General features: G+C 60.1%; 26 protein-coding genes. 8 read left to right on the top strand and 18 right to left on the bottom strand.

The window, feature by feature from the left end; translation table 11 throughout:
• The first annotated feature begins 66 nt into the window (after positions 1 to 66).
• On the top strand, positions 67 to 732 hold the full coding sequence (gene bioD / locus GUC32_RS11260) for a dethiobiotin synthase (RefSeq protein ID WP_025302714.1): 666 nt from the start codon (positions 67 to 69) through the stop codon (positions 730 to 732).
• Positions 733 to 737: 5 nt separating this feature from the next.
• Here the strand turns inward: bioD and GUC32_RS11265 are convergent, their stop codons facing one another.
• Positions 738 to 1232, bottom strand: a complete 495-nt coding sequence (locus GUC32_RS11265; RefSeq protein ID WP_043143271.1) for a DUF2938 family protein — start codon at positions 1230 to 1232, stop codon at positions 738 to 740.
• A 69-nt stretch (positions 1233 to 1301) separates the two neighbouring features.
• Between GUC32_RS11265 and GUC32_RS11270 the strand changes: the two genes are divergently transcribed.
• Positions 1302 to 1694: a helix-turn-helix domain-containing protein gene (locus GUC32_RS11270; protein WP_043143268.1), complete on the top strand. Its 393-nt coding sequence runs from the start codon at positions 1302 to 1304 to the stop codon at positions 1692 to 1694.
• Here the strand turns inward: GUC32_RS11270 and clcB are convergent.
• From clcB to GUC32_RS11295, 5 genes are all read right to left on the bottom strand, one after another.
• Positions 1691 to 2992, bottom strand: a complete 1302-nt coding sequence (gene clcB / locus GUC32_RS11275; RefSeq protein ID WP_025302717.1) for a voltage-gated ClC-type chloride channel ClcB — start codon at positions 2990 to 2992, stop codon at positions 1691 to 1693. The two genes, GUC32_RS11270 and clcB, sit on opposite strands and share 4 nt — an antisense overlap.
• Positions 2993 to 3117: 125 nt before the next feature.
• Positions 3118 to 4257, bottom strand: coding sequence for an osmoprotectant ABC transporter ATP-binding protein OsmV (gene osmV, locus GUC32_RS11280; RefSeq protein ID WP_049203479.1), 1140 nt, complete (start codon positions 4255 to 4257; stop codon positions 3118 to 3120).
• A complete protein-coding gene (gene osmW, locus GUC32_RS11285) occupies positions 4254 to 4904 on the bottom strand; it encodes an osmoprotectant ABC transporter permease OsmW (RefSeq protein WP_015377782.1) in 651 nt (216 codons plus the stop codon). Before osmW ends, osmV begins: the two co-directional genes overlap by 4 nt.
• 8 nt (positions 4905 to 4912) lie before the next feature.
• The gene (locus GUC32_RS11290; RefSeq protein ID WP_173888958.1) at positions 4913 to 5770 is read right to left on the bottom strand and encodes a glycine betaine ABC transporter substrate-binding protein; all 858 of its coding nucleotides are present in this window, start codon (positions 5768 to 5770) and stop codon (positions 4913 to 4915) included.
• A gap of 64 nt (positions 5771 to 5834) precedes the next feature.
• Positions 5835 to 6551: an ABC transporter permease gene (locus GUC32_RS11295; RefSeq protein ID WP_043143261.1), complete on the bottom strand. Its 717-nt coding sequence runs from the start codon at positions 6549 to 6551 to the stop codon at positions 5835 to 5837.
• A gap of 510 nt (positions 6552 to 7061) precedes the next feature.
• Between GUC32_RS11295 and GUC32_RS11300 the strand changes: the two genes are divergently transcribed.
• A complete protein-coding gene (locus tag GUC32_RS11300) occupies positions 7062 to 8549 on the top strand; it encodes an MDR family MFS transporter (RefSeq protein WP_049203477.1) in 1488 nt (495 codons plus the stop codon).
• 50 nt (positions 8550 to 8599) lie between these two features.
• On the opposite strand, the gene GUC32_RS11305 is transcribed toward GUC32_RS11300, so the two are convergent.
• A complete protein-coding gene (locus GUC32_RS11305) occupies positions 8600 to 8899 on the bottom strand; it encodes a DUF1161 domain-containing protein (protein ID WP_019455911.1) in 300 nt (99 codons plus the stop codon).
• An 89-nt stretch (positions 8900 to 8988) separates the two neighbouring features.
• Complete coding sequence (locus tag GUC32_RS11310) at positions 8989 to 9357, bottom strand: DUF1283 family protein (RefSeq protein ID WP_019455910.1); 369 nt, start codon at positions 9355 to 9357, stop codon at positions 8989 to 8991.
• A 148-nt stretch (positions 9358 to 9505) separates the two neighbouring features.
• On the opposite strand from GUC32_RS11310, the gene GUC32_RS11315 reads away from it, so the two are divergent.
• On the top strand, positions 9506 to 9832 hold the full coding sequence (locus tag GUC32_RS11315) for a YnfA family protein (protein ID WP_025302721.1): 327 nt from the start codon (positions 9506 to 9508) through the stop codon (positions 9830 to 9832).
• A 36-nt stretch (positions 9833 to 9868) separates the two neighbouring features.
• Here the strand turns inward: GUC32_RS11315 and ydfG are convergent, their stop codons facing one another.
• From ydfG to GUC32_RS11345, 6 genes are all read right to left on the bottom strand, one after another.
• Positions 9869 to 10618, bottom strand: a complete 750-nt coding sequence (gene ydfG / locus GUC32_RS11320) for a bifunctional NADP-dependent 3-hydroxy acid dehydrogenase/3-hydroxypropionate dehydrogenase YdfG (RefSeq protein ID WP_025302722.1) — start codon at positions 10616 to 10618, stop codon at positions 9869 to 9871.
• A 125-nt stretch (positions 10619 to 10743) separates the two neighbouring features.
• Complete coding sequence (locus GUC32_RS11325; RefSeq protein ID WP_043143257.1) at positions 10744 to 11265, bottom strand: GNAT family N-acetyltransferase; 522 nt, start codon at positions 11263 to 11265, stop codon at positions 10744 to 10746.
• Positions 11266 to 11464: 199 nt separating this feature from the next.
• Positions 11465 to 13717: a TonB-dependent Fe(3+) dicitrate receptor FecA gene (fecA, locus tag GUC32_RS11330; protein ID WP_225735585.1), complete on the bottom strand. Its 2253-nt coding sequence runs from the start codon at positions 13715 to 13717 to the stop codon at positions 11465 to 11467.
• Positions 13718 to 13931: 214 nt separating this feature from the next.
• Positions 13932 to 14888, bottom strand: a complete 957-nt coding sequence (gene fecR, locus GUC32_RS11335) for a ferric citrate uptake sigma factor regulator FecR (RefSeq protein ID WP_060447217.1) — start codon at positions 14886 to 14888, stop codon at positions 13932 to 13934.
• Entirely contained in the window at positions 14885 to 15409 is a 525-nt protein-coding gene (gene fecI / locus GUC32_RS11340) for a ferric citrate uptake sigma factor FecI (RefSeq protein ID WP_043143252.1), read from the bottom strand. The genes fecR and fecI overlap by 4 nt, the downstream gene beginning before the upstream one ends.
• A gap of 58 nt (positions 15410 to 15467) precedes the next feature.
• On the bottom strand, positions 15468 to 15650 hold the full coding sequence (locus tag GUC32_RS11345; protein ID WP_127146125.1) for a hypothetical protein: 183 nt from the start codon (positions 15648 to 15650) through the stop codon (positions 15468 to 15470).
• A 187-nt stretch (positions 15651 to 15837) separates the two neighbouring features.
• On the opposite strand from GUC32_RS11345, the gene guaD reads away from it, so the two are divergent.
• Positions 15838 to 17154, top strand: a complete 1317-nt coding sequence (gene guaD, locus GUC32_RS11350; protein WP_369435729.1) for a guanine deaminase — start codon at positions 15838 to 15840, stop codon at positions 17152 to 17154.
• Here guaD and GUC32_RS11355 read toward each other — a convergent pair.
• Entirely contained in the window at positions 17136 to 18302 is a 1167-nt protein-coding gene (locus GUC32_RS11355; RefSeq protein ID WP_369435730.1) for an MFS transporter, read from the bottom strand. The two genes, guaD and GUC32_RS11355, sit on opposite strands and share 19 nt — an antisense overlap.
• A 103-nt stretch (positions 18303 to 18405) precedes the next feature.
• Between GUC32_RS11355 and GUC32_RS11360 the strand changes: the two genes are divergently transcribed.
• The 3 genes from GUC32_RS11360 to GUC32_RS11370 all read left to right on the top strand — a co-directional run bounded on the left by GUC32_RS11360 (position 18406) and on the right by GUC32_RS11370 (position 23136).
• Positions 18406 to 19320, top strand: coding sequence for a LysR family transcriptional regulator (locus GUC32_RS11360; RefSeq protein WP_049295526.1), 915 nt, complete (start codon positions 18406 to 18408; stop codon positions 19318 to 19320).
• 437 nt (positions 19321 to 19757) lie between these two features.
• Complete coding sequence (locus GUC32_RS11365; RefSeq protein WP_049295529.1) at positions 19758 to 21044, top strand: HlyD family secretion protein; 1287 nt, start codon at positions 19758 to 19760, stop codon at positions 21042 to 21044.
• Complete coding sequence (locus GUC32_RS11370; protein WP_016927850.1) at positions 21037 to 23136, top strand: peptidase domain-containing ABC transporter; 2100 nt, start codon at positions 21037 to 21039, stop codon at positions 23134 to 23136. The genes GUC32_RS11365 and GUC32_RS11370 overlap by 8 nt, the downstream gene beginning before the upstream one ends.
• A gap of 186 nt (positions 23137 to 23322) precedes the next feature.
• On the opposite strand, the gene GUC32_RS11375 is transcribed toward GUC32_RS11370, so the two are convergent.
• From GUC32_RS11375 to GUC32_RS11385, 3 genes are read right to left on the bottom strand one after another with little or no spacing between them, the layout of a single operon-like run.
• Positions 23323 to 23610, bottom strand: a complete 288-nt coding sequence (locus GUC32_RS11375; protein WP_025302730.1) for a hypothetical protein — start codon at positions 23608 to 23610, stop codon at positions 23323 to 23325.
• A gap of 42 nt (positions 23611 to 23652) precedes the next feature.
• Positions 23653 to 23820, bottom strand: coding sequence for a hypothetical protein (locus GUC32_RS11380; RefSeq protein ID WP_016927849.1), 168 nt, complete (start codon positions 23818 to 23820; stop codon positions 23653 to 23655).
• Between the two features lie 24 nt (positions 23821 to 23844).
• Entirely contained in the window at positions 23845 to 24105 is a 261-nt protein-coding gene (locus GUC32_RS11385) for a hypothetical protein (protein WP_016927848.1), read from the bottom strand.
• Positions 24106 to 24227 lie beyond the last annotated feature (122 nt).

Raw genomic sequence — 24227 nt, forward strand, 5'->3', positions numbered from 1 at the left:
CGAAAGACTTCTTCGCCGCCGATGCGGCGACACATTGTTAACGGGGCATTCTGGGGCATTTTATTCATGTTGAAGCGTTTATTTGTGACAGGCACGGATACCGACGTCGGTAAAACCGTGGTTTCCCGCGGGTTGATGCAGGCGCTGGCCGCCGAAGGCCGTTCAGTGGCCGGCTACAAGCCGATCGCCGCGCGCTGCCAGGAAACCAGCGAGGGCATCCGCAATAAAGACGCTTTGGTGTTGCAGGCATCTTCAACCTTGCCGCTGTCCTACGAGGAGATCAACCCCATCACTTGTCTGGATGAGGTGTTTCACGCGCATGCGACCGAGGATATCAACTATGGCCTGATGAGCAGCGGCCTGCGGGATCTGTCCGCCAAAGCCGATACGGTGGTGGTGGAGGGCAGCGGCGGCTGGCGCGTGCTGATGAACGATCTGCGGCCGTACGCCGAATGGGTGGTGCAGGAGCAACTGCCGGTGGTGCTGGTGGTGGGCATCAAGCTGGGCTGCGTCAGCCACGCGCTGCTGACCGCGCAGTCGATCATCAACGACGGCCTGCCGCTGCTGGGCTGGGTGGCCAACCGCATCAATCCGGGGTTGGCGCACTACGCCGAAACCATCACGGCGCTGCAGCAGCGCATTTCCGCGCCGCTGCTGGGTGAAATTCCGTATCTGCCGCGCGCGGAGCAGCGCGAACTGGCGCACTACCTCGATATTTCCACGTTGCTGTAGCCCATTCAGGCACAGAACGTCGCCAACAATCGGGCGGCGATCAACAGGCCCAGCCCATACACCGTGTGGGTGAGCAGGCTGAGGAGCCGCGCCCTGCGCGGATTGGCGGTTTTCGCCGCCGCCACGCCAAAGCCCAGCGCGGGCTGCATCACCAGAAACGGCGCCGCCAGGCTTAGCCAGCCGCTCAACAGCGCGATGCGCGGTTCCGGCGCCGCATACCACTCGATGCCCGCCAAACCGAGCGGGATAAAGGCGAACGCCAAGCCGATGGCGTAGTGCAGTATCCAGCCGATTTTTCTCTCACCCTGGCGCGGCGGCGCCGTGACGATGGTGGCGTGAAACCAGCGGCCGTCGAACATGCCGAGAAACCAGCGGCCCACCAGCGCGTAATCGAGGGAAGGGATGCCGAAGCGCCGCTTCAGCAGCAACGCCCACAAATCCATGCAGAGGGTGGCGCCGGCGCCGGTTAACAGGATGCGCACTAACATATCGGGGGTCATACGGGTGTCCTTAACTCAGTGACGTGATAATGTGCGCACAGTGTGCAACTTAAAGTCGGCTTCAAGTCAATGGCAAAAGAACTGGATATCGGCGCGGTGGCGCGCCTGAGCGGAGTCGCGCCTTCTGCGCTGCGGCATTACGAGAAAAAGGGGCTGATTGCGTCGATAGGCCGCCACGGTTTGCGCCGTCAATACGCCGCCGGGGTGCTCGATCAACTGCGGCTGATTGCGCTCGCGCGCCTGGCCGGCTTTACGTTGGATGAGATGAGTGCCTTGTTTGACGAACGGGGCCAAATCGCGATTGATCGCGGGCTGCTGGCGGCGCGGGCGGATGAGCTTGATCGCCATATCCAGCGCCTGATGCAGGTGCGCGACGGGCTGCGGCACATGGTCGATTGTCCTGAACCCGAGCACCTGCAGTGCCCGCAGTTCAGGAAAATATTGCAGCAGGGTGAGTTCTAAGCCTCGCGTTTGGGCGGCGGCGCCGTGTGGTACACCGACACCGGTCGCAGGCCGCGCGACACGGTGGTGGCGATCACGCAGGCCAGCAGAATGCCGGGCAGCAGCGCGTATTCGCCGGTCATTTCAAACACCATCAGCGCCGCCATGATCGGCGCATGGGTGGTGGCGGCCAGCAGGGTAGCCATGCCGGTCAGCGCCAGCAGCAGCGGCACCGCCGCATCCATGCCCGGCCACAGGCCAAACAGCTGACCGATGATCGAGCCGAGCGCGGCGCCGACGAACAGCGTCGGGGTGAAGACCCCGCCGGGTGCGCCCGACCCGCTGCTGGCAAGGATTGCCAACAGTTTACATACCAGGATCGCCCCCAGCAGCAACACCCCCGGTGGCGCAATCAGCAGCGCCTGTACCACGCTGTAACCGTTGCCCCACACCTGTGGGAACAGCAGCGAAAGCAGCCCGACGATCAGGCCGCCCAACGCCAGCTGCAACGGCGGCTTCAACCGCAGCGATCGGAACGCGCGGCCGGTGGCGGTCATCAGCCATAAAAACAGCGGCCCGCCGGCGCCGGCCACCACGCCGACCAGCGCCATCAGCAGGTATTGTGTCGGCAGAGGGGCGGATAGCGGCGTCACCAGGTAGAGCGGCGCCTGGCCGCCGTTGAGCAGGTTGGTCATCAGCAGGGCGCTCACTGCGGCGATCACCACCGGGCCGAGCGAGGCCAGCATCAGGGTGCCGAACAGGATCTCGGCGATAAACAGGCTGCCCGCCAGCGGCGCATGATAGGCGCTGGCCATCCCGGCGGCGGCAGCGCAGGCCACCCACAGTTTCCATTCTTTCTCGTGCGTAAAGCGCTGGGCAAACAACGAGCCCACCAGCGCCGCCAGCAGGATCATCGCGCCTTCGCGGCCGATGGCGCTGCCGCTCGACACCACCAGCAGCGACGCCAGACACTTCACCAGACTGGCGCCGGTATCCAGCTTGCCGTTGCCGGTCTCAATCGCTTCCATATAGTCGGTGGGCGCCGCTGGACGCTGGTGGCGGTAGCGCTGGTGAATATACAGCAGCAGGCCCGCCGCCAGACCGCCCAGCGCGGGCGTCAGCGCGCGTCGCCAGCCGGGCAGCGCGGCGGCGGCGGCCACCAGGCTGCCGTCGGCATTGCCGAGCAGCAGCCACTCGAGACCAATCATCGAACGGTGGAACAGCCACACCGCCAGGGCGGCGGCGACGCCGATAAACACGGCGATAAGCAGGCTGCGCAGCAGGGCGCGATAGTGGTGCAGGTGGACCAATCTTTTCATGCGTGGGCGGCGTCGTGAGAAAAATCAAAGGGTCATCAGCGCATTGTGCTTGGCGCTCCGGCCGATGACCAGTGAATCTTTAGCAAACTGCGGCATAGGCGGGGCGGCGAGCGCCCCGGCGGGGGTTATTGCGGCGTCAACACCCGGCGCGTGCGGCCGGAGCTGAGGTAGTCGGCGATATAATCCTGCGAGATTTCGCCGCTGTAGCGGCCGTCTTCATCGACGATCGGCATCCAGGAGGTGTTGTGCTCGTACAGTTTCGACAGCACCACGCGCAGGTTCTCCTCCGCACGGGCGGTGACGCGGAAACGGTGCAGGCTGTCGGCGCAGACCCCGGGCGCGCCGCGCGCCTCACGGCGTTTGACGTATCCCAACGGTTTGCCGTCGGCATCCACCACCGTCACCGAGCGGGCGTCGATATCGTCCATCAGCCTGAACGCCTCCACTAGCGGCGTCTCCCGGCGCACCGTCACCGTTTCCTGTTGATCGGCCACGTCGCCGGCCTGCACCAACAGCAGGCGCTTCAGCGTGCGATCCTGGCCGACAAAGGACGCGACGAAGTCGTTCGCCGGGCGCGCCAGCAGCTCATCGGCGCTGGCGTTCTGCACGATTTTGCCCTGGCGGAACACCGCGATGCGATCGCCGAGCTTCAGCGCTTCGTCGATGTCGTGGCTGACCAGCATCACGGTCTTTTTCAGCTGGCGCTGCATGTCGAGAAACTCGTTCTGGATGGTTTCGCGGTTGATCGGGTCTACCGCGCCGAAGGGCTCATCCATCAGCAGCACCGGCGGATCGGCGGCCAGCGCGCGGATCACGCCGATGCGCTGTTGCTGCCCGCCGGACATCTCTTTCGGGTAGCGGTGCAAAAAGCGCTTGGGATCCAGCGCCACCATGCTCATCAGCTCCTCGGCGCGATCGTGGCAGCGTTTTTTGTCCCAACCCAGCATGCGCGGCACTACGGTGATGTTCTCCTCGATGGTCATGTTGGGGAACAGACCGATCTGCTGGATGACGTAGCCGATTTTGCGGCGCAGGCTGACGGTATCCAGCGCGCTGGTGTCCTCGCCGTTGATCAGAATGGTGCCGCCGGTGGGTTCGATCAGGCGGTTGATCATCTTCAGCGTGGTGGTTTTGCCGCAGCCGGAAGGGCCGAGCAGCACGCAGATTTCACCTTCCGGCACGTCCAGATTGATGTTGTCGACGGCGTTGAACGGTGTGCCGTTCTTCTGCATGAACTGTTTGGTCAGATTTTCCAATTTAATCATGAGCGGATCCCCTTGGGCGTTAGCGCAATTTGCAAGCGGTGCAATAACCAATCGAGAACGATCGCCAGCAGGCTGATCATCACGGCGCCGGTAATCAACTGGCGGATGTCGCTGCTGCTGATGCCGTTGAGCAGCAGCAGGCCAAGGCCGCCGGCGCCGATCACTGCGGCTATCGCCATCACGCCGATATTCATCACCACGGCGGTGCGAATGCCGCCGAAAATCACCGGCAGTGCCACCGGGATCTCTACCCAGCGCAGGCGTTGCCAGAACGTCATGCCGATGCCGCGGCCGGCTTCGCGCAGCCCGCCGGGCAGGTTGTCGAGCGCGGTGTGGGTATTGCGCACGATCGGCAGCAGCGAGTAGAGGAACACCGCGGTGATCGCCGGTACGTAGCCAATGCCGTGGCCGATTAAGGAAAACAGCGGGATCATCAGCCCGAACAGGGCGATGGAGGGCACGGTCAGCACCAGCGTGGCCAGGCTCAGCACCGGCGTCGCCAACCATTTGTGGCGGACAATCAGCACGCCGAGCGGCACGCCGATCAGGATCGCCAGGCCGACGGCGACGCCGACCAGCAGCAGGTGTTCCAGCGTCAATCCGGCGATATAGGCCCAGTTTTGCCAGGCGTAAAGTAAGGTATTCATCATGTCTCCTAAATCAGGCCGCGCTGCTTGAGGAACGCGTCGGCGACCTGTTGCGGCGTCTGGTAGTCGATATCTACCTTGGCGTTAAGCTCGGTGATGACCTGGTTATTGAACTGTTTCGACAGCGTGTTCAGCGCCGCTTCCAGCCCCGGCGTGTTTTGCAACACGTCGGCGCGCACCACCGGCGTGACCGCATAACTCGGGAAATAGCCTTTGTCGTCTTCCAGCACCTGCAGATCGAACCCTTTCACCCGACCGTCGGTGGTGTACACCAGCCCGGCGTCGACGAAGCCGTCGCGAATGGCGTTGTAGACCAGGCCGGGGTCCATCTGGCGGATTTGCGGGCGATCGAGCGGCATGTCGTACAGCGCCTGCATCGGCTTCAGGCCGTCCGAGCGGCCGGCGAACTCCAGATCCAGCCCCAGCAGCCAGTTGTGTTTAGGGTCGGTTTTACGCACCTGCTCCACTTTGGCCACCAGCTGCGACATCGTGCGGATCTGCTCTTTTTCCGCGCGCTGTCGCTGCATGGCGAAGGCGTAGGTGTTGTTCATGTCCGCCGGCTGCAGCCAAACCAGCCCGAGTTTGGCGTCGAGCTTTTTCACCGTGTCGTAGGTTTCCTGCGGCGACATGCGCTTATTGATGTGGTTAAAAATGATCAGCGAGGTGCCGGTGTATTCCCAGGTCATGTCGATCTGTTTGTTGATCATCGCGTTGCGGGTGATCACCGTGGCCAGATTGGTCTTGGGTTCGACCTGAAAACCTTTGGCCCGCAGGTATTGCACGGTAATCGCAGACAGAATGCGCTGTTCGGTAAAGTTCTTGCTCGCCAGCGTCAGCGGGGCGGCCCAGGCGGCCGCGCCGGTCATCAGCAAGGAGAACAGCAGCGCGTGGCGGAGTGGTTGTAACCATCGAGTCATCGCGTTTCTCCCATCAGGATGCGGTGTGCGGGCTGAGCCGGCGACCGAGACCGGCCAGCGCCAGATCGAGCAGCAGGGCGATCAGCGCGGTGGCGGCGGCGCCGAGGATCAGCGTCGGGAAGTCGTTCAGGTAGATGCCGGGGAAGATCAGCTCGCCGTAGCTGCTGGCACCGATTAAAAACGCCAGCGGCGCGGTGCCGACGTTAATCGCCATTGCGATGCGCACCCCGGCGAAGATCACCGGTAGCGCGTTAGGGAGTTCAACCTGCCGCAGTCGCTGCCCGGCGGTCATGCCAATACCGTTGGCGGCCTCGACCAGCGCCGGTGGCACCGAACGCAGGCCGGCATAGGTATTGCGCACGATGGGCAGCAGCGAGGCGAGGAACAGTGCCACCACCGCCGGCCGATCGCCGATGCCGATGATTACCATCGCCAGCGCCAGCACCGCCAGCGGCGGCAGGGTGTTGCCGACGTTGAAGATCTGCATCACGTGTTCCGCCCAGCGGCGGGCAAAGGGGCGGCTCAGCAGGATGCCGCTGGGAATGCCGACCAGCAGCGACAGCAGCATGGAGCAGGCCACCAGGAACATGTGTTGCTGGCCGAGATAGATCAAATCTTCCCGGCGCGACTTGAGGGTGTCCCAACCGATGCCGTAAACCAGCAGCGCGATGACGGCGATAAACAGCAGGCTCCCGAGGAGCAGGCGCCGGTATGGCGCTGACTTGTGCATGATGTTGCGTCCTCCGTTGCGCGGAGCGGCCGACGAGACGGCGCATTCCGCTCTGATTGTTACCCACGGCCCGGCGGGCGTGGCGGTACAAAACGGGCGTTTCGCATGAGGTTAGCGACATTGAGCGAAGGGTGCGTTCGGCACAGCGTGCTGAACGTAGGCTCAATACGTGAGTTAATCAGCATAAAATACTGATATTTAAACCCAAGAAAGCACGAAGCCCAAAGGCGTCGGCTAGGGAAGGTATAGCACCCTGTCGTTGGTCGTGCCAAGTTTTATGAACAAAATCAGGTGATTGAGTTTACGCCGATCTGCGCCTCAGCCCGCGTCAGCGCTGGGATGCATGGAAAGTGAAAAAAATCCGCCGCATAACGTTACGCCGTAACAATGAGTCGCAAATGGTGCGATTCGCCGCCGGCAAAGACAGGATGTGAGGGGGGATAGACTCGGCGCAGGCGCTTGCTGATATACTCAGAGAAAATAAAAACGCCAGGAAAGCTGCATAACGCCATGACAAATAACGTTTCACCCGCACCCATCGCCCACCGGCCGCTGATTCTGATCGCCTGTATGCTGGCGATGTTCATGTCGGCGATCGAAGCCACCATCGTCGCCACCGCCATGCCCACCATTATCGGCGATCTCGGCGGCTTCTCGCTGCTGGGGTGGGTATTCGCGGTCTATTTGCTGGCGCAGGCGATCACCATCCCCATCTACGGGCGGCTGGCGGATCTCTACGGCCGCAAGCGGGTGTTCTTCTTCGGCGCCACGCTGTTCCTGCTGGGATCGGTGCTGTGCGGCTTCGCCCCCGACATGTATTGGCTGATCGGCTTTCGTCTGCTGCAGGGGTTGGGCGCCGGCGCCATCATGCCGATCGCGTCCACCATCATCGGCGACATCTACAGCGCCACCGAGCGGCCGAAGGTGATGGGCTACCTGTCGAGCGTATGGGGCGTGTCGGCGATCATCGGCCCGCTGTTGGGGGCGTTTATCGTCCAGCATCTGCCGTGGGCGCTGGTGTTCTGGGTTAACCTGCCGATCGGCCTGCTGGCGATGTTCTTCCTCTGGCGCTATCTGCCGGCGCATCAGCAGCTGCGGCGGCACGCGCTGGATCTGGCGGGCACCGCCTGGCTGACGCTGTTCGTTTCGGCGCTGCTGCTGGCGCTGTTGCAGATGGAAAGTCTGGGATGGTGGGTGGCGCCGCTGTTTGCGCTGGCGGCGGCGTCGCTGGCGCTGCTTGTCCGCCAGGAGCGGCGTGCGGTCGAACCGTTGTTCCCGCTGGCGCTGTGGCAAAGCCGGGTGATCGTCGCCGGCAACATCGGCGGGCTGGTGATCGGTGCGGCGATGATGGGCATCAGCGCTTTCCTGCCCACCTTCATTCAGGGCGTGATGGGCGGCTCGCCGCTGGAGGCGGGCACCACGCTGGCCCTGATGTCGATCGGTTGGCCGCTGGCCAGCACGCTGAGCGGCCGTTTGATGCTGATGACCTCGTATCGCGCCACGGCGCTGCTGGGGGCGCTGCTGTTGGTGGCGGGCGGCCTGATATTGCTGCTGTTGCAGCCGGCGGGCGGCCTGCTGTGGGGCCGGGTGGCGGCGTTTATGGTCGGCGCCGGTATGGGGTTGTGCAACACCACGTTTCTGGTTTCGGTGCAGAACGCGGCGCATTACAGCATTCGCGGCATCGCCACCGCCTGTACCGTGTTTACCCGCATGGTGGGCTCGGCCATCGGCACCGCTATTCTGGGCGCGACGCTGAATCTCAACTTGCAGTGGCGTTTGCCGGAGATTGACGATCCGGTGCAGCGTCTGATGGAACCGGCGGTGCGCCAGAGCATGGGGAGCGAGGCGTTGGCGCAGCTGACCCAGCAGGTGGCGGCTTCACTGCATTGGGTATTTCTGGTGTCGGCGCTGGTGTCGTTGCTGGCGCTGGCGGCGGCGATGCTGATCCCGGCGCGTTGTCGGCCGCAGGGCGAAGAAGAAGAGGCGGAGCAGGCGTAAGGGATAAGGAAAGGGCGCTGCTGCAGAGCGCCCGGGATAGCCGGTGTGGCTTACTGCGTGTTGGAGGTATCCTGGCTGGTGCCGGTCTGCGCCGCGTCACCGCGATCGTCGCCGTTGTTCAGGCGGGTATAGACGATCTTCTGGGTGTCGTTTTCGCAGTGGCCGACCACCTGGCCACCCGCTTGATCGGCCTGATCGTTGGGCACGATCTCCAGTTTGAAGCCGGACTCCGGTACGCCGTTATTGACGATTTTTTGCGAAATGTCCGCTTTCACGCTTTCGCAGGAGGCCAGTGCCGCCAGCGGGGCGCCGGCCAGCAACACAGCGGTTAATATCAGCGTTTTTTTCATCACGTCATCCTTTTAGACAATGGACTTCCTGTAACAGGATAGCAGCAACGGCGACCGGGTTTCACGCTTGCCCGCCCGCCGCAGGCGGATTAAGGATTAATCCGACGGCCGGTCTGGCGATCCAGGCATTTACGGGTGTCCGGTTCCCAGTAGGCGTTGACGTTGTTGCTGTCGTTGCAACGGTCTTCGTCATCCGCGGCGCGATCGGCCTTGTCGAACTCTTTCTCGACGCGAGTGTTAACCTTGTGGCGCAGGGTTTTGGTATCATTCCACTGCTCTTTGCTCTGGCGCGCTTCTTCGGTGCTCATCGCGCCGCTGCCTTTGCCATCGACGGTGACGCAGGTGCTGCCCTGAGTGCAGGTGGCGGCCAGCGCCGGCGCCTGCCAGGCGCCCATAACGGCCAGCATGGCGACCGGCAGCATCCCGCGCAGCAGTCGTTGGGTCGAAAATGTTTTCATCGTTTCATCCTTATGAGTGAGTGCGCCTGATGATGGCGGCACTGGCGTTACCTCGCCCGCAGGCGTGGTGACAAATATACCACTGCGTTCCTGGAATTCACCAGCCAAGCGCCGATTCGTTTACTTTATCGAGAGAAAACTGCGACCGATGTTAAAAACCACGCTGTTGTTTTTCGCCACTGCGCTCGCCGAAATTATCGGCTGTTTCCTGCCTTACCTGTGGCTCAAGAAGCAGGGCAGCGCCTGGCTGCTGCTGCCGGCGGCATTAAGCCTGATGCTGTTTGTCTGGCTGTTGACACTGCATCCGGCGGCCAGCGGGCGAGTCTACGCGGCCTATGGCGGCGTGTATGTGGCGACGGCGCTGCTGTGGCTGCGGGTGGTGGATGGGGTGAAGCTGTCTGCGCTGGACTGGGTGGGCGCCGGGGTGGCGCTGGTGGGCATGCTGATCATCGTTTCCGGCTGGCGCGCGGCCTGAGGAAACAGGGCGGGAGTCGCCTCCCGCCGCCAGGGATCAGGCGCCGCGGTGGATGTTCAGCCCGGCGAAGGACTGGCTGACCGGCATCATTTCCAGCGTGTTGATGTTGACGCGCGCCGGCAACGTGGCGACCCAGAACACCGACTCGGCGATGTCTTCCGGCGTCAGCGCATCGGCGCCTTCGTAGGTTTTATTGACCTTGCCGTCATCGCCCTTGAAGCGCACGTTGGAAAACTCGGTGCCGCCCACCAGGCCCGGCTCGATATCGGTCACGCGGATGCGCGTGCCGTGCAGATCGGCACGCAGGCCCAGGCTGAACTGTTTGACGAACGCCTTGGTGGCGCCGTACACGTTGCCACCGGCGTAAGGCCAGTTGGCGGCGGTGGAGCCGATGTTGATCACGTGGCCGACGTTGCGTTCGACCATGGCCGGCAGCAGCGCGCGCGTCATGTTCACCAGCCCTTTGGCGTTGGTGTCAATCATGGTTTCCCAGTCATCGGCGTTGGCCTTGTGCGCCGGCTCCAGCCCCAGCGCCAGCCCGGCGTTGTTCACCAGCACGTCGATCTGACGCAGCTCGGCCGGCAGTGCCTCGATCGCCTGTTGAATGGCGGCGCGGTTGCGCACGTCGAGCCGCACGATGTGCAGCGCTTGCCCTAATTCGTCCTGCAGCTCTTCGAGACGCTCAAGGCGGCGGCCGGCGGCGATCACCTGGTGGCCTTCACGGATAAAACGGCGCGCAATGGCTTCGCCGAAACCGGAGGTGGCGCCGGTAACAAAAATAATCATGTTGCTGTTCCTCAACTGTTTTTACCCTACATGCCTCTATCATTAGCACAAACCCGCAGGCAGTGGCAGCGGTTATCACGGCGGAAAGCAAAAAAGGTCACACCGGGCCGGCGGCCCGATGCAGATTAGCGCTGAGGCGGTAAGTGGTACACTACGGCGTCATACTTGACGCGTTCGCAACGGCCGGCCAGCACGCCGCCCAGCGACTCGACGAGGCGGCGGCTGGCGGTATTCTGTTCGGCCACCGGGTAGATAAGGTGCTGCGGCTGAAAGCGTTCGCTGACCCAGCGCGCGATGCTCTCAACGATTTCGCGGCCGTAACCCTGGCTATGCAGGCTCTCTTTGACCCAGATGCCCAGCTCCGGGGTGTGGCTGCGCAGGTTGTGTGCGCCGCCGACGCCGACGAACTCTCGGTCTTCGCGCCGGCGGGCGACGAAGATCACTTCTTCGCCTTCGCGCATCAGCGGCAGCCAGCCTTGCCAGACGTTGGCGAAATCTTCCGGTGACGCTTCCGGCTCAAAGGTCATAAAGCGCGTCAGAGTGGGGGTGATCGCCTGGTAAACATCGTCGGCGTCTGCTGCGGTAAAGGGGGCAATCAACAAACGGTCGGTGTCCACGCGGCACTGAGAAAGGTCATTATGATTCATCTTATTCCCTCGCTTTTCAGGCCAGAACGGCAAAAAATCCGCGCCCATAAATCGGGGCGGATCGTCGATACTACGCGTATTAGCGTCAGAAGCGACTTATTTTTCGCCGTTGCGGCGGCGCGGAGGAGTGGTTTTATGTGACATCGTCACGTTGATGGGAAAGGCGGCGGGCACGGTTAACCGCGCCCGCCGCTGAAGATCAGAACTTCACCGAACCTTGCAGATAGATCGTGCGCGGCTGGCCGATGTACAGACCTTTGTTGTTGTCGTCATAGGCGCGGGTGAAATACTCGTGGTTGAACAGGTTTTTCACCCCGACGCCCAGATTCAGACCGGCCATTTCCGGGCCGAAATCATAGGCGGCGCGCACGCCCCACAGCATATAGCCGGGAATGCGGCCGGTGCTGCCGTCGGCGCTTTCCGCCACGGTGTTGGCGTTGTCGGCGAACTGGCTGGACTGGAACTCGCCGTTAAGATTAAACGCCCAGTTGCCCGGCGTGTAGTCCAGCCCCAGCGTGCCTTTATGCTTCGGCGAGAACGGCACCTGGTTGCCCTTGTAGCCGCCGTCTTCGCGGATGGTGGCGTTGACGTAGGCGTAGCTGGCGTAGGCGGTCAGGTCGTCCAGTTTCGGCGTCAGCTGCGACAGATCGTAACGCAGGCTGCCTTCCAGCCCGGCGTGGCGGGTTTTGCCGCGCGCGGTCACGCTGTCGGTCACCTGGTTGGAGTCGTACTGGTTGTTGAAGTTGATCAGGAACAGCCCGATCTCGCCGGTCAGCGCATCGCCGGCGTAGCGGGTGCCCAGCTCCCAGGTGCGCGCCTTCTCCGGTTCAATCTTGCCGCTGTCGACCGCTTTGCCCATCTGGCTGTATTGCACGGTGCCGAAGGAGCCTTCGGTGTTGGCGTACAGGTTCCAGTATTCGTTCAGGTGATACATCACGTTCAACGCCGGCAGCGGTGCGTTATAGCTAACGTCGAGGCGGTTGTTCTTGATGTAGTTGTTCTGATACGACTTGATGTACTCGTAGCGCATGCCCGGCGTGATAGTCCAGTCGCCGATGTCGATGCGATCGTCGATATAGAAGGCGTGCGCCTCGGTGCCGGACTGGGTGTCGCGATCGTACGGGCTGGCGGTGGACGGCAGCCTGCCGGTGCTGGCCTTGCTGGTGTAGCGTAGCTCGTGGGTGGATTCGCTGACGTAGCGGTAGCCGACGCCGACCTCATGCGCCGAATCGCCCCAGCGGAAGCTCTGGCTGTAGCGCGGTTCCACGCCGCGCACCCAGTATTCGCGCGGCGACAGCGTCAGGTTTTTACCCTGATCCAGATAGCCGCTGCGCAGGGTGTAGGTGTAGAAGCTCTGCACGTCGAACTTATGCTGTTGATCCGGCTGATACTGATAGCCGAAGTTGGCCAACTGGCGGCGGCCCCAGAACTTGTCGTACGGGCGCGTCGACTGGAATGGGTTGGCGTTGTAGTCCGCCCGGCTCAGGCCGCCCGGCATGTCCGCTTCGCCTTCGTAGTATTGCAGCAGGCTGTTGAAGGTGTGCACCTCGTTCGGGGCGTAGCGGCTTTTCAGCATCACGTCGTCAATCTTGGTCGCGCTGTGCTCGCGCCAGTCGCTGCCGCGGGTGCCGGAGTAGAGCAGCGCCGCGCCGAAGCCGTTGTCGGCGGTGCCGCCGATCATCAGGTTGCCGGTGCCTTTCGGGTGATCCTGGCGCGAGGTCGGGCTGAGCTGCCCCTGCATGCCGGCCTCCATGCCGAAGGTTTTCGGGATGGCGCGGGTGACGAAGTTAACCACGCCGCCGACGCTCTGCGGCCCGTAGCGCACCGCGCCGCCGCCGCGCACCACGTCAATCGCATCCATATTGCCGAGCGAGACCGGCGCCAGCGACAGCTGCGGCTGGCCGTAAGGGGCGAAGGGCACTGGGATGCCGTCCATCAGCACGGTGGAGCGGCTGGCGAGGCGCGGATTGAGGCCGCGAATGCCGAAGTTCAGCGCCATGTCATGGCTGCCGGTGCCGTTGTTCTCCGGCGCCACTACGCCCGGCACGCGGTTCAACGCTTCGCGCACGGTGGTGGTGCCGGTTTTGACGAAGTCTTCGCGGCGCACTACGTCGCGTGCACCGGGATGTTCGAACACGTCGATCTGGCGGCCTTCCGCCAACCAGTCGCCGACCACGGTGATGTCCTCTTCTTTCTGCGGCTGCGGCAGTTTGGCCAGCGTGTAGCCGTTGTTGCCGAGCGCTTTAGCCTGCAGGCCGCTGCCCGCCAGCAGGGCGTTCAGGCCGTCATCGACGCCGTAGCTGCCGCTCAGGCCCGGCGAACGTTTACCGGCGGTCAGTGCGCCGTCCACCGAGAGCGCGATGCCGGCGCGCGCGGCGAAAGCGTTCAGCGCGCCGTCCAGCTCACCGGCCGGAATGTGATAGGCGGCAGCGGCGCTGGCGGCGCTCGCCATCTGCGGTGCAGCGAAGACCAGGCCAATGGCCACGGCCAGCGGCGTGGCCCGTTTTCCCCAAAGCGAAGCCGGAGCGACCTTTCCCCAAGCGTTGTTCATACCTTCTCCTGAATCATTTTTTATTTATTGCTGCAGTGTTTTCCTGGGAGTCGGATGAGCGAAGCAAAAGGGACAATCAAGAATGCGATTTTTTATCATTTTTATTTAAAAAGATTCAGGCGGGGACGATTTGCAGCCAATAGCGGGTAAAGCTCTGCAGGCGCACCGGCAGGGTCTGGCTGAGCAGGGCGAGGGCGCGATCGGTATCGTTGAGCGGGAAACTGCCGCTGACGCGCAGGCCGGCGACGGCCGGATCGCAGCTCAGGTGGCCGCGCCGGTAGCGCGCCAGTTCGGCGATCACCCGGTCCAGCCGCCACTGGCTGACGCTCAGCACGCCGCGCAGCCAGCCGTCCTCCGTCGTGGCCGGTTGTTTGTCGCTGAAGGCCGTGGTGCTGAAGCTGATCTGTTCTCCGGCGTTCACCCGGCGCTTTTGTTGCGCGTCTTGCGCCAGCTGCGCCTCGACCGCGTGTTCCAGCACCGCCAGGCGAGTTTCGCCGTCGCTCTCGCGCACCAAAAAACGGGTGCCGAGCGCGCGCATCGCCCCCTGCGGGCTTTGTACCCACAGCGGCCGGGGATCGCGTCCGGTCACCAGGCTGATTTCTCCGGCGTGCAAGCGGATCAACCGTTGGCGATCGTCGTAATGCACGTCTACCGCGCTGGCGGTGTTCAACACCAGTTGGGTGCCGTCGCTTAACACAATGGGTTTGATTTCGCCGGTGGCGGTGCGGTAGTCGGCGCGCAGCTCCCGGCCGAGCGGCGACTGGTAGAAGAATCCGCCGCCGCCCACGCCGAGCAGCAACAGCAGACTCTTCAGCAGGGTGCGGCGATCGATCGCCGACTGGCGGTCGGCGCGATCGAGCGCACGGTAGCTGAACTTGCCCGGCACGCCCTGCAACTGACTCTGCAGCGCTTCGACGCGCTGCCAGGCCCAGCGGTGATCGTCATGCTGCTGGTGCCAGGCTTGCCATTGTTGGCGCTGGCGTTCGGTGACGTGCTCATCGCACAGCAGGGCATACCAGTGTGCGGCCATTTTCAGCGCCTGGCGCTGCTCGGGGGTGATGGCGTTGCTCATGAATAAATGTCGTTTTCGAGGCTGAACAGCAGGCAATGCTCGGTGGCTTTGGCCATGTATTTTTTAACCGAACTGACCGACACGCCGAGGCGCGCGGCGATGTCCGCATAGCCCAGACCTTCGAGCTGCGACAACAGAAAGGCCTGTTTTACCTTCGGCCCCAGGCCATCGAGCATGGCGTCGATCTGCTGCAGGCTTTCCAGCAGGCTCTGGCGCTGCTCCGGCGACGGGGCGTAGCCTTCCGGGATCAGCACCAGCATCTCCAGATAGGCGCGTTCCAGCGTTCTGCGGCGGAACAGATCGACCATCACCCGCTTGGCGACGGTGACCAGAAAATCTTTCGGCTCGCGCAGGGTCGCCGCGGCGTCGCTTTTCAGCAGGCGCATGAAGGTGTCCTGCGCCACATCGTCCGCGTCGAACGCGCAGCCCAGCCGCCTGCGCAACCATCCCTGCAACCAGGCATGATGGGTGGCGTAAAGGCGCGACAGCGCGGTGTGCGGGGCGGAAGCGGTGGCGGACATGGTTTTCGCATTGCTGGTCAAAAAGATGCGCGGATGATAATTGAGAATGGTTATCGTTTCAAGTTTGTCGGGTGGCCTGCGGAATGGGCCAGACCGCTTTGCATCGTGTTGGAATAAACGTCACGGCCGCGAAATTATCCGCTTGCCCAATAAAGGTGCAGCGGCGCGGTGTTATTTCGGCAAGCAAACGGTTGCTATTCGTCTGCCGTTGAAGACCGCCGCGCGTTTTATTCTTTTTCATCGGTTGGTTTTCTTTGGTTGAATTAGTATCACTCTGTTTTTAAATAAAAATATATTTTATGACCGCCTATTGGCACACGGCTTGCTATGCTTAATTCGGTCTTTATGTTTGGGTAAAAAAGGCCTTGTTTCATCATCGCAAGTTATTACGCGGGTGAGCTTGGCCGGCCGTCACAAGGAAGAAAATAATGGCACTACAATTCACCACGGCTATTCGTGGCAATTTTTTTGATATCGCCGCCTGTGTGGAGGCGCCGCAACAGCTCGAGGAACGCCTGCGGCATGTTCCCGACGGTTTGCTGCTGCTGAACGACGGCGTCATCGTCTGGTTCGGCAGCTGGCAGCAGGGCGAGGCGCTGCTGCCACCGGGCTTCGCGGTCACGGAGTATCGCGACAAACCGATCGTACCGGGGTTTATCGATACCCATATCCACTATCCGCAAACCGAAATGATTGGCGCCTATGGCGATCAACTGCTGGACTGGTTAAACAATTACACCTTCCCGACCGAAAGCCGTTACGGCTGCGAGCAGCACGCCGATGCGATGTCGGCCTTCTTTCTGCGGGAGTTGTTGAGCAACGGCACCACTACCGCGCTGGTGTTCGGCACCGTGCATCCGCAGTCGGTCGATACGCTGTTCAGCCAGGCGGCAGCGCTGAACATGCGCCTGATCGCCGGTAAGGTGATGATGGATCGCCATGCGCCGGAGGCGCTGCTGGAAACGCCGGAGCAGAGTTACCGCCAAACGCGTGAACTGATCGAACGCTGGCACGGCAAAGGCCGCCTCGGTTACGCCATTACGCCGCGCTTTGCCCCCACCAGTACGCCGGCGTTGCTGGCGCAGGTGCAGCGGCTGCGCGAAGAATTCCCTGACGTTTGGCTGCAGACGCACCTGAGCGAGAATCCGCAGGAAGTGGCCTGGGTAAAAGCGCTGTTCCCGCAGAGCCAAAGCTATCTGGACGTTTACCACCGCTACGGCATGACCGGCAGCAAAAGCGTGTTCGCCCACTGCCTGCACCTGGAGGAGCAGGAGTGGGACTGCCTGTGCGAGACCCGCTCGGCAATCGCCTTTTGCCCCACCTCCAACCTGTTTCTCGGCAGCGGGCTGTTTGACCTGCAGCAGGCCTGGCGCAAGCGGGTGAAGCTCGGTATCGGCACCGATGTGGGGGCCGGCACCACCTTCAATATGCTACGCACGCTGGGTGAGGCGTACAAGGTCGGCCAACTGCAGCATTACCGGCTCGCCGCCGTAGAAGCGTTCTATCATGCCACCCTGGGCGGTGCCCGCGCGCTGTCGCTGGACGACAAAATCGGCAACTTCAACGTCGGCAAAGAGGCGGATTTCGTGGTGCTCGATCCGGCGGTCACGCCGCTGCAGCAGTTGCGCTACGCCAACAGTGCCACGACGGCGGAACAAGGGTTCGTGCTGATGACCTTGGGGGACGATCGCAATATTTATCGCACCTATGTGAATGGTAAGGTGGTTTATGAGGCGTCGCGCTGACGCAGCCGCGCCTGCAGCCAAACGCTGAGCGGTGCGACGGCGACGGCACTCAGCGCGCCCAGCCATAACAGACGTTGCAAACTGAGCGGGGTGAGGCCGCCGCTCAGCAGCGTGGAGGAGAGCAAGAAGGCCACCGTGGCGCTCAGGTGTATCAGGGCGGTTTGCAGTACGCCGAAGGCGGCGCGTTGCCGATTGTCCGGCCAGCGCATGCTCAGGGAAGAGATCGCCACCAGCCGCGCATAGGCCGCCGCGAGAAACGCGACCATGAACAGTTCACCGCGATCGCCACCGCGCGCCGCCAGCCACAGGCTGCCCAGCAGCAACAGCGTGGCGCCCACCGTCAGCGTCACGGCACCAAAGCGTTGCAGCCAGCGGCCTGCCAGCACGGTCGCCAGATAACCGGCCACGCCGCCGATGAGAAATAGCCAGGACAAATGCGCGTCTGCCACCTGTAACCGCTGGGTGAGCAGCGGCGCCAGCACCGGGATCAGCAGCATTGGGCTGAACTGCGTCAGGCCGGCGGCGGCGGCGAACAGCAACAACCGGCGATCGAGCGTGACGGGCGCGGCAGCCTGTGGCTGCGGCGCATCCCTGGGAACGAACAGCGCCACCAACACCGCCGCCAGCAGACACAGCCCGCCGATAGCCGCCAGCGCAACGTGCCAGCTTGCCACTTCGCACAGGTACAGCATGCCCGGCATGCCGACAATGCTCACCAGCGAAAAAGACGCGATCACCGTCGCCAGCATTCTGCCGTGCAGCGCGGCCGGCGCGGCGTTGAGCAGCAAGCCGATCCCGACGCCCATCGTGGTGCCGCCCAACAGCCCGGCCAGCAGCCGCAGCGCTAACAGCCAGTAAAACTGCTGGGTTGTGGCGATCAATAAGGTGGTCACGGCCAGTAGCGTGACATTGAGCATCAGAAAGCGCTGCTTCTCAACGCCGCCGATCCAGAAAAATGCGCCGATGCCGGAAATCACCGCCGCCAGCGTATAGGCCGCGCTGACATAGCCGGCGTAGCTGACGGGCACGGAAAAGTCGGCGGCCATGTAGAGGAATATCGGGTTGAATACCATGTATTCCAGTGCGTTGGTGAACTGAATAAAGGCGATGACCAGCGCTATCGCCGTCAGCTTTCTCGTGGGTGTCATAAGCATCTATCGGTTGCAGAGTCAGGCCGGCAGTGTAGCGCTTGGCGTTGATCGGGATTAGATGGTAGAAATGGCATGGTTTGTTATCAAATCAGGGATAATCATGCGCGATAAATTGGATTTAAACCTGTTACGCATCTTCGTGGCGGTGGTGGAGCAAGGCAGCTTCGTCGGGGCGGCGCGGGCGCTGGCGATGCCGACCTCCAACGTCAGCCGCTATATCTCTCAGCTGGAGCGCCAGCTCGAGCAGCGATTGCTCGAACGCAGCACTCGCTCGATGCGGCTGACGCCGAACGGCCAGCTGTTGCATGAACGCACCCAGCCGCTGCTGGCGTCGCTGGAACACACCGCGCAAACCCTCAGCGAACGGCAGCAACAGCTGCGTGGGCCGCTGCGCCTGTGCGTGCCCAATGAAGTGGGGCCATACCTGTTGGGCGAGCCGCTGGCGGCGTTCGCCCTGCAGCATCCGCAGATCGAAATCAGCTGCGTGACCAACCTGGCGGGTATGACGTCGCTGCTTGACGATGTCGATCTGGCGGTGATGATCAGCCGGGGCATGCTGGACGACAGCGACTATGTCGCGCAGCCGCTGGCGTCTTTCCCCTGCATCGTGGTGGCCGCTCCGGCGTTGCTGGCGCAGTGGTCGCCGTCGTCGGAGATTGAACAATTCACGCAATTGCCCTGCATCAGCACGGTGGATGCGCTGAAGGGCATGCCGTGGCAGTTCGTCCGCCCGGACGGAACCTTCGTTACCGTCCCGGTCAATGCGCGCTATCGCGTCAATAGCGGGGAGATGGCGCTGAAGGCGGCCTTGGCCGGCGTGGGGTTCGCCATGCTCTCCGAGCTCGGCTGCCGGCCGTTTCTGGCCGATGGCCGTTTGGTTGAGGTGCCGCTGGCACTGCCGCCGGCGCCGCTGCAGCTGTATGCCGTTTACCCCGGTCGCCGCTATCTGCCGGCCAAAACGCGCGCGCTGCTGACCTTTCTGATACAGCAGGTCGGCGAGGCGGCTCACGTCTAATCACTTGTTTTTGCTCAAACTGCCAACTGCCCTAAGCTAGGAGGTGACTCAGAGGGAGCCATTCCCCGAGACCTTATTCCGTGAACATGGAGGCGTTTCGATTTGATGCGTTTATCCACATTGCTGCTCGATCCGGCGGTCACGCCGCTGCCTATTACATATGGCGAGAGATAGAATGAATAGAGTTATTTGATTAGGAGGCTCTTTATTGGTTTTTTATCGATATGCATAGTGATATACGGCTATGTGGTTGGGTAAGTGCGTAAAAAACATTGCATTTATTCGGAACGCCCGATATCATAATGAGAATAATTATCTTTACGATATCGCTAATTAAAAACAACAGATCTGTTTTAATCTCTGCTGCTGTTTTTCGATATGCTTCCGCATTTTACGAGCCAAGGCTGGCTTGAATTTTATTTCTGGAAAGGGATGTCATGCGTGATTTGTTTCGACAGGAAGCCACGGATCATCAGCGGGCGAAATGGGCGGGTAAGGCTTTATTGATAAACGGCTTGCCTGCCTGGTGCTTTGGTCTTTTATCGTTTTTATTTATTCTTGTTTTCCTCTCTTTTCTTATATTCAGTCATTATACACGCCGCATTAATGTTTATGGTGAAATCACCACCTTCCCCCGCTCAGTCAACGTGTTTGCGCCCCAACAGGGTTTTATCTCAGAACGCTTCGTCGAAGTGGGGGATGTGGTTAAAAAAGGCCAGCGTCTTTATCAGATTGATGTCAGCCGAGTGACGGATAACGGGAAAGTGAGCGCCAATACGCGCCTGGCGCTTGAAAACCAGTTAAAACATGTCGACAGCATCATTCTTAAGTTGCAAGACAACAAGCGTATGACGCTGGAAAATCTACGCGCGCAAAAAAAACAGTATGAATTGGCGCATATGCAGTCCAAACAGCTGTTGGATAATGCACGAGAGGGGGTGGCATTTGCTCAGGACAACATGCGTTCCTATAAGGAATATCAGCAACGCGGTCTGATTACCAAAGATCAGCTTAGCGGGCAAACCTATTCATTTTATCAACAACAAAGTCTGTTCCAAAACCTGCATAGTCAACACATTCAGGAGTCGTTGCAAATTACGAATTTGGAAAGTGACATCGTTACGCGCGCGGCAGATTTTGATAACCAAATTTCGCAGTACCAGTTTCAGCGCAATGATTTGCAACGGCAGTTAGCGGAAGCCGATGCCAGCGGCGCATTGATCGTGAACGCCCCAAGCGATGGCCGCATTGAGTCTCTCAGCGTTACGCCGGGTCAGATGGTCAATAGCGGTGACAGCTTGGTACAGATTATTCCACGTAACGGCGCGATTTATCAGCTAGTTTTATGGTTGCCGAACACCAGTGTGCCTTATGTTTCTGCGGGGGACGGCATTAACATTCGCTATGACGCTTTCCCTTATGAGAAGTTCGGTCAGTTTCCCGGCAGAATAGAAAGCATCGCTTATGTACCGGCCTCCATTCAAGAAATGTCAACTTACAGCAGTTCTCCCGTGCATCAACCCAGCGCGCAAACGGCATCTTTTTACAAGGTGACCGTTTCCCTGGATAAAACGCATGTCAGTTACCAGGGCAAAGCGTTGCAGCTCACTAACGGCATGCGGGCTCAATCCACGCTGTTTCTGGAAGAAAGGCCTCTATATCAATGGATGTTCTCACCTTTCTACGATATGAAAAACAGCCTGATGGGGCCAATCAATGACTGAATCTTATTTAGACGCGCTAAAGGGCAAACTCAATTTGTCGCTGCGCCGTAAAGTGCCGCAGATCCTGCAAACTGAAGCCTCGGAATGCGGGCTGGCCAGTTTAGCGATGGTATGTCATTACCATGGTTTGCAAATCGATCTGTTTAATCTGCGCAGCCGCTACGGCTTTTCTTCACGCGGGGCGACGCTCTCCGCGTTGATTGACATCGCGAGCGCCCTCAAGCTGCAATCCAGAGCGTTATCGCTGAATATCGATGAGCTTAAAGCGTTGAAAATGCCCTGTATTCTGCATTGGGACATGAAGCATTTCGTGGTGCTTGTCAGTGTCAGCCGAGGGCGGGCGGTGATCCATGATCCTGCCTTTGGCCGTAAAGTGCTGGAGTTGCATGAACTGTCGCGGCATTTTACCGGCGTAGCGCTTGAGCTATGGCCAGACAGTGAATTTCAGCCGATCAAACAGCAAAGCAGATTGCGCTTTCGTAAGCTGATGAGCAATGTGCGCGGCCTTAAGGGAGCCTTGCTAAAGATCTTCTGTCTGTCGATCGTGATTGAAGCGGTTAATCTGCTGTTGCCCGTTGGTACGCAGTTGGTCATGGACCATGTGATTTTGGCCGGCGATCATGATCTTTTAGCGCTGATATGTATAGGATTGCTGTTCTTTATTTTATTCCGCACCGGCGTATCCATGTTGCGCTCGTGGATCTCTATCGTCATGGGCGCGTTGATAGACGTGCAATGGAAGGCGGGAGTGTTTGATCATCTGATGAAATTGCCGCTTTCCTTCTTTGAGAAGCGCAAGTTGGGTGATATTCAATCCCGTTTCGGCTCATTGGATACGATAAGAGCGACTTTCACTACCAGCATCGTCAGCAGCATTATTGATGGCATCATGTCTGTCGGGGTATTTGTCATGATGCTGCTCTATGGCGGCTGGTTAGTTTGGGTGGTGCTCGGCTTTACGGCGATATACGTCATTCTCAGGCTGTCGACTTATCAACATTATCGGCAGCTGTCGGAAGAGCAGTTGGTGAAGGGCGCGCGGGCCGGGTCTCATTTCATGGAGACGTTATATAGCATCAGTACGTTAAAGGCGTTGGGGTTATCTGAAACCCGTTCACAGTATTGGCTGAATCTAAACGTAGAAACGATCAATGCGGGTATCAAGCTGACCAAGTTAAACATGATGTTTGGCGGTTTGGGGGCGTTTATTGCCACCTGCGATCAGGTGATCATCCTTTGGCTCGGCGCGGCATTGGTCATAGACAATCAAATGACGATCGGCATGTTTATCGCGTTTAACGCCTACCGTGGGCAGTTCTCGGAGCGTGCCAGCAGCTTGATCGACATGATGCTTCAGCTGCGAATGTTAAGCTTGCACAATGAAAGGGTGGCGGACATTGTGCTTTCGTCACCGGAACCGCAAATGCCCGCGCGTCAGCTCTTCACAAAAGGCAACGCCGCAGAGCTTCAGGTGCGGAATCTGCGCTACCAGTATGATCGTTTGGCGAAACCCATTATCACGGATTTGAATCTGAGCATTGCTGCGGGAGAAAGCGTGGCGATTGTCGGCCCCTCCGGCGTGGGTAAAACCACATTGATGAAGTTAATGTGTGGGTTGCTGTCGCCGGATGAAGGGGCCGTGCTGGTCGATGGTATGGATATCAGCAACATTGGCGTTAATAATTATCGCCAATGTATCGCTTGCGTGCTGCAAGATGACAAGCTGCTGGCGGGATCTATCGCTGAAAATATTTCAGGATTTGACGCCGAAATGGATCTGAAACGTATTGAGGCGTGCGCACGGCGTTGCAATATGCATGATGATATTCAAAACATGCCGATGGGCTACGAAACATTGATCGGCGAATTGGGGGGAAGCCTTTCTGGCGGACAGAAACAGCGTTTATTGATAGCCCGTGCTCTCTATCGTCGCCCCAGCATTCTGTTTATGGACGAAGCGACCAGCCACTTGGATCTCGATAATGAAACACATATTAACCGCGCTATTTCACAACTGAACATTACCCGCGTGATTATTGCGCACCGTCCATCGACGATTGCCTCTGCGGATAGAGTCATTCAACTCGGGTAACGTCAGCTTCGCTTCACCTGGCTTCTTCATCTCGACATTTTCGCTACGCCAACCGCGCTGCTCACCCTGTGGTGGGCCCATGACAAAAAGGGTTATCATAACGATAACCCTGGCATGAAATGACGCTTTAGGCGCTGAAGCCAACGTTAACCGGGGAGGTCAGCCGTGTGGCTGGCAGGGCCCCGATCAGTTCGAATCGGTATTGTTGTTGTTCCCCCACATGGTACCGCCGCCGTTGCTCCCGCCCCAGGGAATGCCTGATGGGCCAACAGAGCCGGGGGCACGATCGCCAGTGACATAGTTACCGACAGCACCGCCGACAATGGTGCCGACAACGCCGCCCGCCACGCCACCGATAGAGCCGATGCCACCGCCGATCGCTGCGCCGACCGTTTCCGCGGAAACCGTCAATGTACCGCTGCGATCTCCTGCACCGGAAATGATTGAACATTCTTCAGAGGTAAGATTGCGCATATTTGCTCCTTAATCATTAAATTTTCAAATAAGCCACGTTTATCATGCCGAGCGTTGCCCGCGATCGCTATTGAGCAATTTATGCGTGCCGATAACGGCAACGGCGATAAGGGCGTATTTCAAGAAGCGATTGAGGGTGAAATAATCCGCAATCGTGCCAGCAACAAGCCCAATTAAAATGGCGAACAATACAATAAGTGACTTTTTCATATGATGAACACGAATCTTCCTGTATTAGTTACTGTCGGCAGGATTGTTCGTCGATGTTTGTTTATTGCCACCCAACATGGATTCCACCATTTTGCCTGCGGTATAGGCGGCACCACCGATAACGGCACCGGCAACAGCGCCTGGGCCGGCACCGACACCGCCAGCCATGGCGCCGGTCATCGCCCCACCAACCGCGCCGGCCGCGACGGCCCCGCCCAGCTCCGCATAGCTGAAATCCCCAGCGGCTGCGATAAAGTTCACTTCATTAATCGTAAGTTCTCTCATAACGACTTCCTTATATTATTGGTTTTTGGTTTTTGCAGTTTTCCGATACCAGAAAAATGCCACTAGCAAGGTTGAAAAGATAAAGGATTGAATGATTGTGCTGGTAAACCTCCTGTCTTCGG

Source organism: Serratia sp. NGAS9 (genome assembly GCF_009905295.1).
In the GTDB taxonomy this organism is placed as follows: domain Bacteria; phylum Pseudomonadota; class Gammaproteobacteria; order Enterobacterales; family Enterobacteriaceae; genus Serratia; species Serratia bockelmannii.

What these genes read in the sequence shown, in the direction of transcription:
- bioD (WP_025302714.1), top strand. Translation starts at nt 67, where the DNA reads ATGTTGAAGCGTTTATTTGTGACAGGCACGGATACCGACGTCGGTAAA.
- GUC32_RS11265 (WP_043143271.1), bottom strand. Translation starts at nt 1,232, where the DNA reads ATGACCCCCGATATGTTAGTGCGCATCCTGTTAACCGGCGCCGGCGCC.
- GUC32_RS11270 (WP_043143268.1), top strand. Translation starts at nt 1,302, where the DNA reads ATGGCAAAAGAACTGGATATCGGCGCGGTGGCGCGCCTGAGCGGAGTC.
- clcB (WP_025302717.1), bottom strand. Translation starts at nt 2,992, where the DNA reads ATGAAAAGATTGGTCCACCTGCACCACTATCGCGCCCTGCTGCGCAGC.
- osmV (WP_049203479.1), bottom strand. Translation starts at nt 4,257, where the DNA reads ATGATTAAATTGGAAAATCTGACCAAACAGTTCATGCAGAAGAACGGC.
- osmW (WP_015377782.1), bottom strand. Translation starts at nt 4,904, where the DNA reads ATGAATACCTTACTTTACGCCTGGCAAAACTGGGCCTATATCGCCGGA.
- GUC32_RS11290 (WP_173888958.1), bottom strand. Translation starts at nt 5,770, where the DNA reads ATGACCGGCGCGGCCGCCTGGGCCGCCCCGCTGACGCTGGCGAGCAAG.
- GUC32_RS11295 (WP_043143261.1), bottom strand. Translation starts at nt 6,551, where the DNA reads ATGCACAAGTCAGCGCCATACCGGCGCCTGCTCCTCGGGAGCCTGCTG.
- GUC32_RS11300 (WP_049203477.1), top strand. Translation starts at nt 7,062, where the DNA reads ATGACAAATAACGTTTCACCCGCACCCATCGCCCACCGGCCGCTGATT.
- GUC32_RS11305 (WP_019455911.1), bottom strand. Translation starts at nt 8,899, where the DNA reads ATGAAAAAAACGCTGATATTAACCGCTGTGTTGCTGGCCGGCGCCCCG.
- GUC32_RS11310 (WP_019455910.1), bottom strand. Translation starts at nt 9,357, where the DNA reads ATGAAAACATTTTCGACCCAACGACTGCTGCGCGGGATGCTGCCGGTC.
- GUC32_RS11315 (WP_025302721.1), top strand. Translation starts at nt 9,506, where the DNA reads ATGTTAAAAACCACGCTGTTGTTTTTCGCCACTGCGCTCGCCGAAATT.
- ydfG (WP_025302722.1), bottom strand. Translation starts at nt 10,618, where the DNA reads ATGATTATTTTTGTTACCGGCGCCACCTCCGGTTTCGGCGAAGCCATT.
- GUC32_RS11325 (WP_043143257.1), bottom strand. Translation starts at nt 11,265, where the DNA reads ATGAATCATAATGACCTTTCTCAGTGCCGCGTGGACACCGACCGTTTG.
- fecA (WP_225735585.1), bottom strand. Translation starts at nt 13,717, where the DNA reads ATGGCGAGCGCCGCCAGCGCCGCTGCCGCCTATCACATTCCGGCCGGT.
- fecR (WP_060447217.1), bottom strand. Translation starts at nt 14,888, where the DNA reads ATGAGCAACGCCATCACCCCCGAGCAGCGCCAGGCGCTGAAAATGGCC.
- fecI (WP_043143252.1), bottom strand. Translation starts at nt 15,409, where the DNA reads ATGTCCGCCACCGCTTCCGCCCCGCACACCGCGCTGTCGCGCCTTTAC.
- GUC32_RS11345 (WP_127146125.1), bottom strand. Translation starts at nt 15,650, where the DNA reads ATGAAAAAGAATAAAACGCGCGGCGGTCTTCAACGGCAGACGAATAGC.
- guaD (WP_369435729.1), top strand. Translation starts at nt 15,838, where the DNA reads ATGGCACTACAATTCACCACGGCTATTCGTGGCAATTTTTTTGATATC.
- GUC32_RS11355 (WP_369435730.1), bottom strand. Translation starts at nt 18,302, where the DNA reads ATGACACCCACGAGAAAGCTGACGGCGATAGCGCTGGTCATCGCCTTT.
- GUC32_RS11360 (WP_049295526.1), top strand. Translation starts at nt 18,406, where the DNA reads ATGCGCGATAAATTGGATTTAAACCTGTTACGCATCTTCGTGGCGGTG.
- GUC32_RS11365 (WP_049295529.1), top strand. Translation starts at nt 19,758, where the DNA reads ATGCGTGATTTGTTTCGACAGGAAGCCACGGATCATCAGCGGGCGAAA.
- GUC32_RS11370 (WP_016927850.1), top strand. Translation starts at nt 21,037, where the DNA reads ATGACTGAATCTTATTTAGACGCGCTAAAGGGCAAACTCAATTTGTCG.
- GUC32_RS11375 (WP_025302730.1), bottom strand. Translation starts at nt 23,610, where the DNA reads ATGCGCAATCTTACCTCTGAAGAATGTTCAATCATTTCCGGTGCAGGA.
- GUC32_RS11380 (WP_016927849.1), bottom strand. Translation starts at nt 23,820, where the DNA reads ATGAAAAAGTCACTTATTGTATTGTTCGCCATTTTAATTGGGCTTGTT.
- GUC32_RS11385 (WP_016927848.1), bottom strand. Translation starts at nt 24,105, where the DNA reads ATGAGAGAACTTACGATTAATGAAGTGAACTTTATCGCAGCCGCTGGG.